The sequence below is a fragment of the Citrobacter sp. CK195 genome (genome assembly GCF_030333365.1).
Lineage (GTDB): Bacteria > Pseudomonadota > Gammaproteobacteria > Enterobacterales > Enterobacteriaceae > Citrobacter_B > Citrobacter_B koseri.
This window is the reverse complement of sequence record NZ_JAOWGB010000024.1, coordinates 140,372-154,014: the sequence shown is the minus strand read 5'-3', so window position 1 is coordinate 154,014 and position 13,643 is coordinate 140,372. Positions and strand designations below refer to the sequence as shown.

Genomic DNA, 13,643 nt, shown 5'->3' with positions numbered 1-13,643 from the left:
CGACCCACCCCAAAACCGGCTGAATCGGCGGCTCACGTATTACGACTTATCGCCTGGCGCCGCGGCGGTAATCTCATCAACAATCGGTTTCATATCAGGATATTGATCGAGGAATGCCTTCCAGACCGGCTGCACCTGCTGCGCAAAGTACGCGCGATCGGTCTCGCGGAATGTCACCCCTTTGGCTTCCAGGTTTTTAATCGCTTCCTGCTCTTTCTGGCTTGCCTGCTGGCGCTCGTACTCTGTGGCTTCCTGCGCCGCCGCAAGGACGTCGGCCCGCAGCGCTTCTGGAATTTGCTCGAAGCTCTTCTTATTCATGGCAATCATCAGCGGGTTAAAGCTATGGCGGGTCAGGGTGCCATTCTTGATAATTTCATAATATTTGCTGGAGTAGATGGTCGGCGCATCATGTTCAACGCCGTCGATAACGCCCATTTGCAGACTGGAATAGACCTCGCCGCCCGGCATCGGAATCGCCACCGCGCCCATATGATTCAGCGTGGCGATAAAGTTAGGCACTGGCAGAACGCGGATTTTCAGATTCTTTAAATCTTCAGGTTTTTCAATGGCCTTTTTGGTATACACATTACGCGCGCCTAAGTTATAGCCATAACCCAGCACCATAACGTTGGCTTTATTCAGCATTAACGCAGAAAGCTGCTCGCCCGCTTTTCCGTCCAGCGTTTTGCCAACCTGGTCGTAATCTTTAAACAGATAACCCAGATCCAGAACGCCGATTTCAGGCACCAGCGTGGCCCAAATCGAGGTGCCGGAGATCATCATATTGATTGCGCCAATGCGTACCTGCTGCGTGGCATCGGCCTCTTTTCCTAACATCCCGTTGGCGAAATAGTTGAGCTTAATTTGCCCTTTCAATTTTTCGTTTTTGTTCAGGTTCTCCTGAAAACGGGTAAACCAGATATAGTGCGCGGAGGAATCATCCCCGGGCAGAGAGGAGTAAACGCGAAAATTAAGCGCTGCCTGAGCAAAAGAAGTCACCACACTGCCCGCTATCAGCGCGGTACTTAAGCAAGCTAAAGCTAAAAAACGTCTGGTCGAACGAAGCTGTTTTATTTCCATCATGATTGTCCTTCCACATACCATTAGGGTAGCGATAACGCCGTCTGGCACCGCTAAATCGCCAGGAGAGTAAATGAGAAAAACTGCTGTATGTTTCTTCTGTAACGTTTTAGTGTAACGTTACAGAAACTATCCGCCTCCCTGTACAAAAGCAAGTCGCTTCCTTTCATCAGTGGGAGTGATATGTGAATTTTGTGGCGGACATCGCTAATTCGCGCAGGTGCGTTACATCGTTAAAACGACATCATCGCTGTTTAGTCACTGTTTAGCGCAGAAGAAAGCGACGGGAGAGAAAAAAGAGGAAAAGGGTTAGTGAATGGGGGGCGTTAGTCAACGCAGGAGTGCCGTCGTTATCTGGCGGCACTCCTTTACGCTTTACCGTTCAGAGATATAGCGGGCGACCGTCGCTTTCGCGCCGTTTTCCAGCAGCGACAGGTAAGCCTGCGTTACCTGCGCCACAAACAGCGGCTCATGCGGTAATTCGTTCCCGAAAATGGCCTCCACGCCCAGCAGCGCTTTTACCCGCGCCTCGCCTTCCGCGCTCTGCATCACCGCATTCTGCAAGACCGGCAACAGCGGATCGCTAACGTCAATACGGTTTCCCTGTTCATCCACCCCGCCGACGTAACGCATCCAGCCCGCAACGCCCAGCGCCAGCAGATCGAAACGATGGTGGTGAACCAGGTGCCAGCGAACGGAATCCAGCATGCGCTGCGGCAGTTTCTGGCTGCCGTCCATCGCAATCTGCCAGGTACGGTGACGCAGTCCCGTGTTGCTGTAGCGCGCAATCAGCATATCGGCATAGCGAGTGAGATCCACCCCCGTCACGTTCAGCGTCGGCGCCTGCTCTTCCAGCATCAGCGCCCTCGCGGCGCGTCGGAAGTGCTCATCTTCCATACACTCATTAATGTGCTGATAGCCGGAAAGATAACCCAGATAAGCGAGGAAAGAGTGGCTGCCATTAAGCATACGCAGCTTCATCTCTTCAAACGGCAGCACGTCAGCCACCAGTTCGGCTCCGGCCTTTTCCCATTCCGGGCGGCCTGCGACAAAGTTATCCTCGATAACCCACTGGCGGAATGGCTCGCAGGCCACGCCTGCCGGGTCGCGCACGCCAGTAAGCTGTTCAATCTTATCCAGCGTTTCCGCCGTCATCGCCGGGACGATACGATCCACCATCGTGGAGGGGAACGTCACGTTCTGCGCAATCCAGGCAGCCAGCCCGGCATCAACGGCTTGCGCATAGGCGCATATTACGTTGCGCATAACATGACCGTTTTCCGGCATATTGTCGCAGGACATCACGGTAAACGCCGGGAGGCCCGCCGCTCTGCGGCGCGCCAGCGCGGCGACAATAACGCCCGGCGCTGATTTTGGCTGCTGAGGGTTTTGCAGATCGGCAACGATAGCCGAGTGATCGAGCATCAACTGGCCGGTAGCCGGAGAGTGGCAGTAGCCTTTTTCCGTGATCGTCAACGATACAATGGCAACCTGCGGCTCGCACATGGCAGCCAGCACCGTTTCCAGGCCATCCACCTGCGCATGCAGCGCGTTCTTCACTACGCCAACCACGCGGGCGGTCCAGGCATCGGCCGACATTTCCGCCACCGTATAGAGGCGATCCTGATTTTTCAGATCGGCGATCTGCTGCTCGCCGCCAATCAGGTTAACTTCGGTGTAGCCCCAGTCGCTGCCGTGTTCCGCAGCCAGAATATCCGCATAAACGGCCTGATGCGCACGATGAAACGCGCCAAATCCCAGGTGAACAATTCGCGGAACCAGCGCGTTGCGATCCCAGTTCGGAACGGTGGCATTCGCGTGTAATAGCTTATTTTGCATCTTTCTACTCACTGTATAAAAAGAGGGATTGGCGGCAGCAGGCCTATTGCACCCTTGCTGCCGCCAGGCTGTATCAGCTCAGTATGGAGGTGGGTTCAGTGGGCTTTACCCGTTCAGGCGCGCTTTGACACCAGAGCGAGTCATAGCTGTAGCCCGTCAGGTCTTCCACAATATGGCGGGCTTCCGGCGTCACATCCTGTTTAAGACCGTCCGCTTTGAGGCGTTCAATTTCGTCCACGAAAATTTTGTGCGTGCGCTTATTCAGATGGAAGGTCAGCGCTTGCCACAGTGCAATGATCAGAAGCCCGGCCGTACCAACGAACAGCAGCATGGCAATGGTCGTGATCGCTTCCTGCGGCTGCGTCTGGCTGCCTTTCACGAAGCCGCCGCTTTGCAGAAGCAGGCCCACGGCAAAGGTCGCAATAGCTACCGTTGTCTTACGGGAGAACGTCATGACGGCGGCAAACAGCCCTTCACGGCGCTGACGGGTGATCATTTCGTCAATGTCCGGGATGAACGGGAACACGTTCCACGGCGTGAACTCCAGAATGCAGCGCCCAACCTGGTAAACCCCGGCGAGAATCACCAACAATACGATTTTGTTGTCGGTCGGGAACTGGTAAACCAGGAAGAACCCGCCCAGGCACAGCATCATCAGGCTGTAGGAGAAGACATAGAGGCGAGAAGGGCCATATTTAATAATCGCCACGCCCGCCGCCAGCGTAACCGGCAAGCCGACGATACTCATCGACAGCAATGTTCCCGCCAGAGAGGATGAAACATTCAGGCAGTAGACGCAGAAAAAGACGAATACGGTGTTGTAGACATCCTTGGCGGTAAAGGAGAAGAGATAGATCGCCAGATGTTTACGGAACGCGCGCACTTTTAACGTTGAGGCATACTCTTTGAACAGGTTGCCAAACGCCGCCAGTTTTTCGCCAGCGGTCATCGGCTGACGCTCTTTTTCCATTTCCGCCAGCATTTCCGGCGTCAGTTCACGTTCCCAGGTCACTTTCCAGGAGATAAACACACAGACCGTAAACAGCACGGCAAATACAACGCCGTTGATCAGATATGCATCCGCGTTGTTTTCACCCAGCCAGCCGATCAGCAGGCCCGGAATAAAGGTGGCAAGGAACGTCCCGGATGCCGACAGGAACATGCGGCACGTTGACAGTTTGGTACGGTCATTGAAGTCTTTGGTCATCTCAGACGGCAGCGTTTCCCACGGGATCAGCACCATAGCGGCGATAATCTCAAAGGCCAGGTACACAGCGAGATAGAACCAGAAGTTCATGCCGTTCATCCATAACAGGATGTAAACCAGCATGAGTGGCGCGCCAATGAGCAGGAAGAAACGGCGGCGGCCAAATTTCTTGCCCAAATAATGCTTATAGAAATGGTCCGTGAAGCTGCCCATAAACAGGCTCACGATCGCATCGACAATACGCGCGATCGCCACAATAGACGCCGCTTCAATCGGCGACAGACCAACAAAGGTGGTATAGAAGAAAAGCAGCCAGGCACCGATAACGGTAAATGCGCCGCCCCCCATGATATCCGTCAGGCCGTAGCCGATACTGACGGGAATGGTGACTTTTCTGTTCTTACGGGTCATCGTTTATTCCTGCATCAGTCTTATCGAAAACGGAAATAGCGGCGGGCGTTATCCACGCAGATGCCACGAATCATGTTATTGAGGATCGCATCGTCCTCCGGCACTTCCCCTCTTTCGACCCACCCGCCAATCAAATCACAGAGGATTCGGCGGAAATAATCGTGTCGGGTATAGGAGACAAAGCTACGGGAATCCGTCAGCATACCAATAAAGTTAGAGAGTAATCCCTGATCGGCAAGCGCATTGAGCTGATTCACCATGCCGCGTCGCGTATCGTTAAACCACCAGCCGGAGCCAAATTGCAGCGGGGATTTCACGCCATCTTCACCGCTCTGGAAATTAGCGATGGTGGAGGCAACCACATCGTTATAGCTGGCGTTGAGGTTGTAGAGGATCGTTTTCGGCAGACCGTTGTTTTCCGCCATTGCGTTCAGCAGACCATTCAGGCTTTCCGCAAGGTGCGTCTGATCGCCAATGGAATCAAAGCCACAGTTAATGCCGATTTTTTCGAACATTGGCGTGTTGTTGTTGCGAATCGCGCCAAAGTGAATCTGCATTGCCCAGTCGCGCTGTTTGTACATTTTGGCTAAGGCGACAAAAATAAGGCTATCCCAGGCCTGAAGTTCATCTTCAGTCAGCGCATCACCTGCCAGTCGGCGCTGGAACAGCGCGGCCTGGCCGGCAGCATCAAGCGGGCGAAAACGAACGGCCAGCGGCCCATGATCCGACACCCTGCAACCCGTGCTGTGGAAAAAATCGACGCGCGCTTCAAGCGCCGCGAGAAACTCATTCAGAGTGGTAATGGTTTTTCCGGTTTTCTGCGACAGGCGGGAAACAAACGTCAGGAAGCGATCGGGATGCGTTTCAAACAGTTCATCGGGACGGAAGGTCGGCAGCACGAGCGTTGAAAAATCACGCTTTTCCGCCAGTCGCTGATGATATTCCAGATCGTCAAGCGGCCCATCGGTTGTGCAAAGCGCTTCAACATTTGAACGGGTAATTAACGCCTGCGGTAAAAAATCATCGCGACGTAATTGTTCATTACACTGCGCCATAATCGTGCGCCAGTTCTTACTGTTTAGCGTTTCCTCAATCGCGAAATAATATTTCAGTTCAAGATGAGTCCAGTGATACAGCGGATTACCAAAACTGGCCTCAACGGTTTGCGCCCACGCTTCAAATTTTTCCTCTGAAGAGGCATCGCCGGTAATTTTCCGCTCGGGTATGCCATTGGCGCGCATCGCCCGCCATTTATAATGGTCCCCTTCCAGCCAAAGCTGGGTAATATCGGCAAAAGGTTTGTTTTCCCAAATCGCTTTCGCTTCAAGATGGCAGTGATAGTCAATAATAGGTAACGTCTTAGCCAGCTCAGAATACAACCGCTGACCCGGTTCGTTATTTATCATAAAACTTTGATTTATCATGGACATAATTACTCCGCACAAGGGGATGGCTTTTGCTAAAACGTCCCCAGGTTGAGGCTAAAATCGGTGTATGACAGGTACTTAATAGCCCCGACATTACCCCTCCCGCCCATTTAAAGTCTACTACCATACAAGTGTAATTAAGAAATTTGTGACTTAAATCATGTTATGCAACTTTCAATAAAAAAATCACTTTCAGTCGTAATGGCGTGTATTAATCCCTGTGCTATAGCGGTTATTTTCACGATAAACGACAAATAAGAACAAACTGATCATTATATTTTACAAAATTAAAACACTTACCGGAAATAAGCTTTCCAGTAAAAGCTTCCCCTTAACGGAAATGTATATTCCTGGCGGCATTTAATCTTTTTTCTACGGTAAGGTTGATCAAATTGTCATTACTGAATATGCTAGTCAATACTAGTATGGTATGAAGTCAAATATACGAAATACGCAATAAGATAAGAAAGGCGGACAAAGAATGCAGATGACAATGCGCTGGTTTGGGCCACAGGAAGACAAAATCCCGTTGGAATACATTCGCCAGGTGCCGGGTGTAGAAGGCGTCGTCGGGGCGCTCTATGATGTCGCCCCTGGGGAAGTGTGGCCGGTTGAAAAAATTAAGGCGCTGGTTGAGCAGGCGCACGCTGCGGGCCTGAAGATGGAAGTCATCGAAAGCGTCAATATCCACGATGACATCAAAATCGGCACCCCGGAACGCGATCGCTATATTGAGAATTACAAGCAGACGATCCGCAACCTGGCGGGCTTTGGCATAAAGGTCATCTGTTATAACTTCATGCCGGTCTTCGACTGGATGAAAACGGACATGAACTACGTCCTGCCGGACGGTTCTCTGACGATGGCCTTTGAAAAACATGGCATTGATAAGACGCTGGAAGAGGTCGTAAAAGAGGTTCTGGATAACTCCAACGGTTTCGCATTACCGGGATGGGAACCTGAGCGCCTGGCTAAAGTGCAGGAATTATTCGCGCGCTACAGTGGGGTGGATGACGACAAGCTGCGGGAAAACCTGTTTTATTTCCTCCGGGAGATTATTCCCGTGTGCGAAGAAGTGGGCGTGAAAATGGCCATTCACCCGGACGATCCGCCGTATTCTATTTTCGGCCTTCCGCGCGTGGTCAAAAACCACGCCGACCTGGCGATGATTTGCGATGCCGTTGACTCTCCGGCGAATGGCATCACCCTCTGTACCGGTTCGATCGCGGAAGATCCAGAAAATAACGTCTATGAAATCCTGGCTGAATTCACGCGTCGCAAACGCCTCCATTTTGCGCACGTACGCAACATTAAGCTGATCAAAGATAAAGACTTCTACGAGTCGGCCCACCCTTCGCAGTACGGTTCGCTGGACATGTACCGCGTAATGCAGGCGCTCCACGATAACGGCTTTGATGGCTATATCCGCCCGGATCACGGTCGCTTTATCTGGGGAGAAACGGGACGCCCAGGCTATGGTCTTTACGACCGCGCGCTCGGCGTCACTTACCTGTCAGGTCTCTGGGAAGCGCTGGAGAAAAAATAAAGTCCGTTGTGAATCACGATGTAACGAGATAAAAAACCCGCCATTTTGCGGGTTTTTACTTGCCGTACCCCTCAATATCACCGCTTTTCTCACCAAAGTTGATCCAGACGCTATTTTACGAAAAAACGCTTGATGCAAAAATTGATCTTGATGATAATCATTCTTGTTATCATGTTTATTATCATTTTCATAACGGATGCGCCCGCTATGCATAACACTATGGCTGCAATAATAAAAAACAACGCTCCGCTTTCTCCTTCAGGCACCAAACGCCAGATAGACAGCAAAGTATTGCTCGGCGAAGAAGGCTGGGTACTGATTGAGCATAAGGGTGAACATTATCTGCTCCGCCAGACGCAATCCGGGAAACTGATCCTGACTAAATAAATAACCAATTTCGCCAGCCACCCAGGTCTCCCCCCAGGCAGCCAGCACTTTTCAATTTCCTTATGGAGAGTTGTTATGTTACGCCTGCAATCTGCCTCTTTGCGCCCATCTCTGCTGGCGCTGGCAATCGTTAGCACCCTGCCAGGAGCGGCTTACGCGACCACAGACGATATCACCGTCACTGCGACCGGTAATGCGCGCAGCACCTTTGAAGCCCCCATGATGGTGAGCGTTATCGATACGTCCGATCCCGAAAACCAGACCGCCAGCTCGGCAGCCGATCTGCTGCGTCCTGTTCCAGGGATCACCCTGAGCGGAAGCGGGCGAACCAACGGCCAGGATATCAGTATGCGTGGCTATGACCGTCGCGGCGTACTGATTCTGGTGGACGGCGTTCGTCAGGGAACCGATACCGGGCACCTCAACAGCACCTTCCTCGATCCGGCGTTGATCAAACGTATTGAGATCGTTCGCGGCCCTTCCGCACTGCTGTACGGCAGCGGCGCGCTGGGCGGCGTGATCTCTTATGAAACCGCCGATGCGAAAGATCTGCTTCAGGAAGGCCAGAACAGCGGTTTCCGCGTCTTTGGCACTGGCGGCACCGGCGATCACAGTCTGGGAATGGGCGCCAGCGCCTTTGGCCGAACCGATAACCTTGATGGACTGGTGGCGTGGTCCAGCCGCGATCGTGGCGACCTGCGCCAGGGCGACGGCTCCACGGCGCCAAATGATGAATCGATCAATAACATGCTGGCAAAAGGCACCTGGTATATTAACGATGCGCAGGCGCTGAGTGGGTCATTACGTTACTACAACAACGACGCGCAAGAGCCGAAGAACCCACAAACGATTGATGCCTCCACCAGCAACCCTCTTGTGGATCGCTCGACCATCCAGCGCGACATGCAGCTCTCTTACAGGATCGCGCCGCAGGGCAACGACTGGCTGAATGCCGATGCCAAAGTGTACTGGTCTGAAGCGCGCATCAACGCCCAGAACGTCGATAACACAGGCGAATTTCGCAAACAAACCACCAAAGGCGGAAAAGTTGAAAACCGCACGCGTCTCTTCAGCGACGCTTTCGCCTCTCACCTGCTGACGTATGGCGGAGAGTATTACCGTCAGGAGCAAAAACCCGGCGGCGTGACAACCGGCTTCCCGGAAGCAAAAATCGACTTCAGTTCCGGCTGGTTGCAGGATGAAATCACCCTTCGCGACCTGCCCGTCACCCTGCTGGGCGGCACGCGTTACGACAACTACCGCGGCAGCAGCGACGGCTATGACGATGTTGATGCCGATAAATGGTCATCCCGCGCCGGGTTAACCGTCAGCCCGACGGACTGGCTGATGCTGTTTGGCTCTTACGCCCAGGCATTCCGCGCGCCGACAATGGGTGAAATGTATAACGATGCAAAACACTTCTCCATTGGCAGCTTCTACACTAACTACTGGGTGCCAAACCCTAACCTGCGCCCGGAAACCAACGAAACGCAGGAGTACGGTTTTGGTCTGCGTTTCGACAATCTGATGCTGTCCAACGATGCGCTGGAGTTCAAAGCCAGCTACTTTGACACCAAAGCAAAAGATTACATCTCCACGACCGTCGATTTCGCCGCCGCGACCACCATGTCTTACAACGTCCCGAACGCCAAAATCTGGGGCTGGGATGTGATGACGAAATATACCGCTGATCTGTTCAGCCTCGACGTGGCCTACAACCGCACCCGTGGGAAAGACAAGGATACCGGAGAGTATATCTCCAGCATTAACCCGGATACCGTCACCAGCAAGCTGAATATTCCCGTCGCGCAGAGCGGCTTCTCCGTTGGCTGGGTAGGAACGTTTGCCGATCGCTCAACGCATATCAGCAGCGAATACAGCAAACAGCCGGGTTATGCCGTCAACGACTTTTACGTTAGCTACCAGGGACAGCAGGCGCTGAAAGGCATGACCACCACGCTGGTGTTGGGTAACGCCTTCGATAAAGAGTACTGGTCGCCGCAGGGCATCCCGCAGGACGGGCGCAACGGCAAGATTTTCGTGAGCTATCAATGGTAATCACCCGCCCCGGTTCGCCGGGGCAAATACTGGAAGGAAGAGACAATGAACCACTACACACGCTGGCTTGAGCTAAAAGAACAACATCCTGGTAAGTACGCGCGTGACATCGCTGGTTTACTGGGGATCAGCGAGGCGGAGCTGACGTTTGCCCGCGTCGGTCATGACGCATGGCGGCTGCGCGGCGACACGCGTGAAATTTTCGCGGCGCTGGAATCCGTTGGCGAAACAAAATGCATCTGCCGCAACGAGTATGCGGTACACGAGCAGGTCGGCGCATTCACCAATCAACACCTGAGCGGTCACACCGGGCTGGTACTGAACCCACGCGCGCTCGATCTGCGCTTATTTTTAAATCAATGGGCCAGCGTGTTCCACATTAAGGAAGCGACCGCCCGCGGCGAGCGCCAGAGCATTCAGTTCTTTGATCATCAGGGCGATGCGCTCCTGAAGGTGTATGCCACAGACAACACCGACACCGCCGCCTGGGACGAGCTTCTGCAACATTTTATCGTGACCGAGAATGCGCCGCTGGCGCTGAAAGCGGCTGAAACCCCTGTTAACGAAACGGCTGCCGATGCCGTGACCGTCGACAGAGAGTGGCGCGCGATGACCGACGTTCACCAGTTCTTCACGCTGCTCAAGCGCCATAACCTGACCCGCCAGCAGGCTTTTGAACGGGTCGCTGACGATCTGGCCTGCAAGGTGCCGAATGGCGCGCTGGCGCAGCTCCTCGACGCCGCCCTTAAAGACGGCAATGAAATCATGGTGTTCGTCGGCAACAGAGGCTGCGTGCAAATTTTCACCGGCGTGGTCGAAAAAGTCGTGCCGATGAAAGGCTGGCTGAATATTTTCAACCCGACGTTTACGCTGCACCTGCTGGAAGAGACGATTGCCGAGACCTGGATAACCCGCAAACCTACCGCAGACGGCCACGTCACCAGTCTGGAACTCTTTGCGCATGACGGCACGCAAATCGCTCAGCTTTACGGTCAGCGTACGGAAGGCGAACCAGAACAGACACAGTGGCGCAAACAGATTGAGGCGCTGATGCCAAAAGGGCTGGCGGCATGAAAAAACTGCTTGCCCTGATTGCCGCCCTGCCGCTGACGGTTCTTGCCGCGAAACAGGATAGGATCGTCGCGCTCGGCGGAGATGTCACCGAGATCGTGTACGCGCTCGGCGCACAGTCTTCGCTGGTCGCCCGCGACAGCACCAGCCAGTGGCCGCCGGAGGCCACTGCCCTGCCGGATGTGGGGTATCTGCGCCAGCTAAATGCCGAAGGTATCCTCGCCACGCGTCCCGATCTTGTGCTGGCAAGCAGCCAGGCTCAGCCCTCGCTGGTACTCAAACAGGTCGAGCAAAGTCATGTTCGGGTCATTACCGTACCGAGCCGCAACGACCTGCGCGTCATCGACGAGAAAGTGCAGGTCATCGCCAACGCCACCGACCGGGTGGCTGAAGGCGAGGCGCTGCGCCAGACGCTGAATAAAGAGATTTCCGCGCTGCCGACCACGCCGCTCAATAAGCGGGTGCTGTTTATTCTTAACCACGGCGGAATGAGCGCGATGGCCGCCGGACAGCAAACGGGAGCGGATGCCGCCATTCGCGCGGCAGGGCTACAAAATGCGATGCAGGGCGTCTCCCGCTATCAGCCGCTCTCACAGGAAGGCGTGATCGCCAGCCAGCCCGATCTGGTGGTGCTTCCCCAGGAGGGATTAACGGCGATGGGCGGCGAAGAGAATCTCTGGAAGTTACCGGGACTGGCGCAGACCCCTGCCGGGCGCAATAAGCAGGTGTTCGCGGTCGATGATATGGCGCTGCTCGGTTTTAGCGTGCGTACGCCTCAGGCGATTCAGCAGCTACGCGCGAAAGCGGAGTCATTGCCCTGATGCCACGGCGGATCACGCTTTCTCTGTATACGCTGGCGCTGATGCTGGCAGTGGTGACGGTCGTGGCAAGCGGTTTTGGCGCATTACGCCTGCCGCTCAGCCTGCTCTGGCATGACGGCGACGACGCGTTACGCCAGATCTGGTTCAACATTCGTCTGCCCCGGGTTCTGCTCGCGCTGGTAATTGGCGGCTCGCTGGCGCTGGCCGGGTGCGTGATGCAGGGGCTCTTTCGCAACCCCCTCGCCGATCCGGGACTGCTCGGCATCAGCAGCGGCGCGGCGTTAGCCGTTGCGCTGTGGGTCGTCCTTCCGCTCACGCTGCCTCCCCTGATTATGCTGTATGCGCCGATGCTGGCGGCATTCATTGGCGCGCTCATCGCAACAGTCGTTATTTTCCTGCTCAGCCGACAGCGGGACAGTTCGCTCTCCCGGCTGCTGCTGGTCGGCATCGCCATTAATGCGCTATGCGGCGCGGCGGTGGGCGTGTTGTCGTGGATCAGCAATGACACCCAGCTACGCCAGCTCTCGCTATGGGGAATGGGCAGCCTTGGCCAGGCGCAGTGGTCAACGCTGCTGGCGGTCGCCTCTTTGATGATCCCAACGGTATTTCTCATCTGGCGTCTTGCTGGCGCGCTTAACCTGCTGCAACTGGGAGAGGAAGAGGCGCATTACCTGGGCGTCGATGTCCGGGTTGTTCAGCGAATCCTGCTGATCTGTAGCGCGTTGCTGGTGGCGGCGGCTGTCGCCGTCAGCGGCGTGATCGGTTTTATCGGTCTGGTCGTGCCGCATCTGATACGAATGTGGTTAGGGGCAGACCATCGTGCGGTTATCCCCGGCTCCGTGCTGGCGGGCGCCTTTCTGCTGCTGATTGCCGATACCATCGCCCGAACGCTGGTTGCCCCGGCTGAAATGCCGGTCGGGCTGCTGACCAGTATTCTGGGCGCGCCGTGGTTCCTGTGGCTTATTTTCCGCCGGGGAGGTCAGTATGGCTGAACGTTTTCTCGCTGACAGCGTCAGCTACGCCGCTGCGGGCAGAACAATTATTCGCGATATCTCGCTCTCCCTGACCCAGGGAGAACTGCTGGCATTAATTGGCCCCAACGGTGCCGGGAAATCGACGCTGTTAAGGCTGCTCACCGGTTATCTCACTCCGGCAGACGGGCGTTGCCTGCTGGCCGGCAAACCGCTTGAGCAATGGTCTGCGCAGACGCTGTCCCGCTACCGCGCGGTCATGCTTCAGCAAACGCGAATGGGGTTTGACTGGCCCGTTGGGGCCGTAATCGGCATGGGGCGAATGCCCTGGACGCAGCAGCCCGAAGCGGCGGTGATTCATCAGGTGATGCAGCTTACCGAATGTTTGTCGCTGGCGGGAAGACGTTACGCCTCCTTGTCCGGCGGCGAACAGCAGCGCGTACAGCTGGCGCGCGCGCTGGCGCAGCTATGGTGCGACGGCTCCCCACGCGGCTGGCTTTTTCTTGATGAGCCCACCTCCGCGCTGGATCTGTTCCATCAGCAGCATTTACTGCGGTTGCTGAAAACGCTGACCCGTAAGGGCCATCTGCATGTTTGCATCGTGCTGCACGATCTCAACCTGGCGGCCCTGTGGGCGGATCGAATCGTGTTGCTGCATGGCGGCAACATCGTTGCCGAAGGCGCACCCGCCGAGGTTCTGCAAGCCGGTACGCTAACCCGCTGGTACGGCGCGGAAGTCCACGTCGGAACACACCCGACAAGCGGCGGGCCGCAGATCTTCCTCGCGCCTTAACCGGAAAATGCCGGATAGCGGCTTCGCCTTAT

11 protein-coding genes are annotated in these 13,643 nt (G+C 55.1%); 7 read left to right on the top strand and 4 right to left on the bottom strand.

Going from position 1 to position 13,643, the window contains the following annotated elements; all coding sequences use genetic code 11:
* Nucleotides 1-39: 39 nt before the first annotated feature.
* The 4 genes from OGX93_RS11905 to uxaC all read right to left on the bottom strand — a co-directional run bounded on the left by OGX93_RS11905 (nt 40) and on the right by uxaC (nt 5,967).
* A complete protein-coding gene (locus OGX93_RS11905; protein WP_012134504.1) occupies nt 40-1,083 on the bottom strand; it encodes a TRAP transporter substrate-binding protein in 1,044 nt (347 codons plus the stop codon).
* Nucleotides 1,084-1,455: 372 nt separating this feature from the next.
* Nucleotides 1,456-2,919 carry a mannitol dehydrogenase family protein gene (locus OGX93_RS11900; RefSeq protein ID WP_286449931.1) on the bottom strand — a complete coding sequence of 488 codons (1,464 nt, stop codon included), beginning with the start codon at nt 2,917-2,919 and terminating at the stop codon, nt 1,456-1,458.
* A 73-nt stretch (nt 2,920-2,992) separates the two neighbouring features.
* Nucleotides 2,993-4,537, bottom strand: a complete 1,545-nt coding sequence (locus OGX93_RS11895) for an MFS transporter (RefSeq protein WP_275155485.1) — start codon at nt 4,535-4,537, stop codon at nt 2,993-2,995.
* 20 nt (nt 4,538-4,557) lie between these two features.
* Nucleotides 4,558-5,967 carry a glucuronate isomerase gene (gene uxaC / locus OGX93_RS11890; RefSeq protein ID WP_104867875.1) on the bottom strand — a complete coding sequence of 470 codons (1,410 nt, stop codon included), beginning with the start codon at nt 5,965-5,967 and terminating at the stop codon, nt 4,558-4,560.
* 478 nt (nt 5,968-6,445) lie between these two features.
* On the opposite strand from uxaC, the gene uxuA reads away from it, so the two are divergent.
* From uxuA to OGX93_RS11855, 7 genes are all read left to right on the top strand, one after another.
* Entirely contained in the window at nt 6,446-7,510 is a 1,065-nt protein-coding gene (uxuA, locus tag OGX93_RS11885; protein ID WP_012134508.1) for a mannonate dehydratase, read from the top strand.
* 150 nt (nt 7,511-7,660) lie between these two features.
* Nucleotides 7,661-7,897 carry a hemin uptake protein HemP gene (gene hemP / locus OGX93_RS11880; RefSeq protein WP_077956852.1) on the top strand — a complete coding sequence of 79 codons (237 nt, stop codon included), beginning with the start codon at nt 7,661-7,663 and terminating at the stop codon, nt 7,895-7,897.
* 75 nt (nt 7,898-7,972) lie between these two features.
* Entirely contained in the window at nt 7,973-9,955 is a 1,983-nt protein-coding gene (locus tag OGX93_RS11875; protein ID WP_012134511.1) for a TonB-dependent hemoglobin/transferrin/lactoferrin family receptor, read from the top strand.
* A gap of 45 nt (nt 9,956-10,000) precedes the next feature.
* Complete coding sequence (chuS, locus tag OGX93_RS11870; RefSeq protein ID WP_286487805.1) at nt 10,001-11,029, top strand: hematinate-forming heme oxygenase ChuS; 1,029 nt, start codon at nt 10,001-10,003, stop codon at nt 11,027-11,029.
* Entirely contained in the window at nt 11,026-11,847 is an 822-nt protein-coding gene (locus tag OGX93_RS11865; RefSeq protein WP_104867877.1) for a heme/hemin ABC transporter substrate-binding protein, read from the top strand. Before chuS ends, OGX93_RS11865 begins: the two co-directional genes overlap by 4 nt.
* Nucleotides 11,847-12,839: a FecCD family ABC transporter permease gene (locus OGX93_RS11860; protein ID WP_047459566.1), complete on the top strand. Its 993-nt coding sequence runs from the start codon at nt 11,847-11,849 to the stop codon at nt 12,837-12,839. The genes OGX93_RS11865 and OGX93_RS11860 overlap by 1 nt, the downstream gene beginning before the upstream one ends.
* Nucleotides 12,832-13,611 carry a heme ABC transporter ATP-binding protein gene (locus OGX93_RS11855; RefSeq protein ID WP_286449933.1) on the top strand — a complete coding sequence of 260 codons (780 nt, stop codon included), beginning with the start codon at nt 12,832-12,834 and terminating at the stop codon, nt 13,609-13,611. Before OGX93_RS11860 ends, OGX93_RS11855 begins: the two co-directional genes overlap by 8 nt.
* The last annotated feature ends 32 nt before the right edge of the window (nt 13,612-13,643 follow it).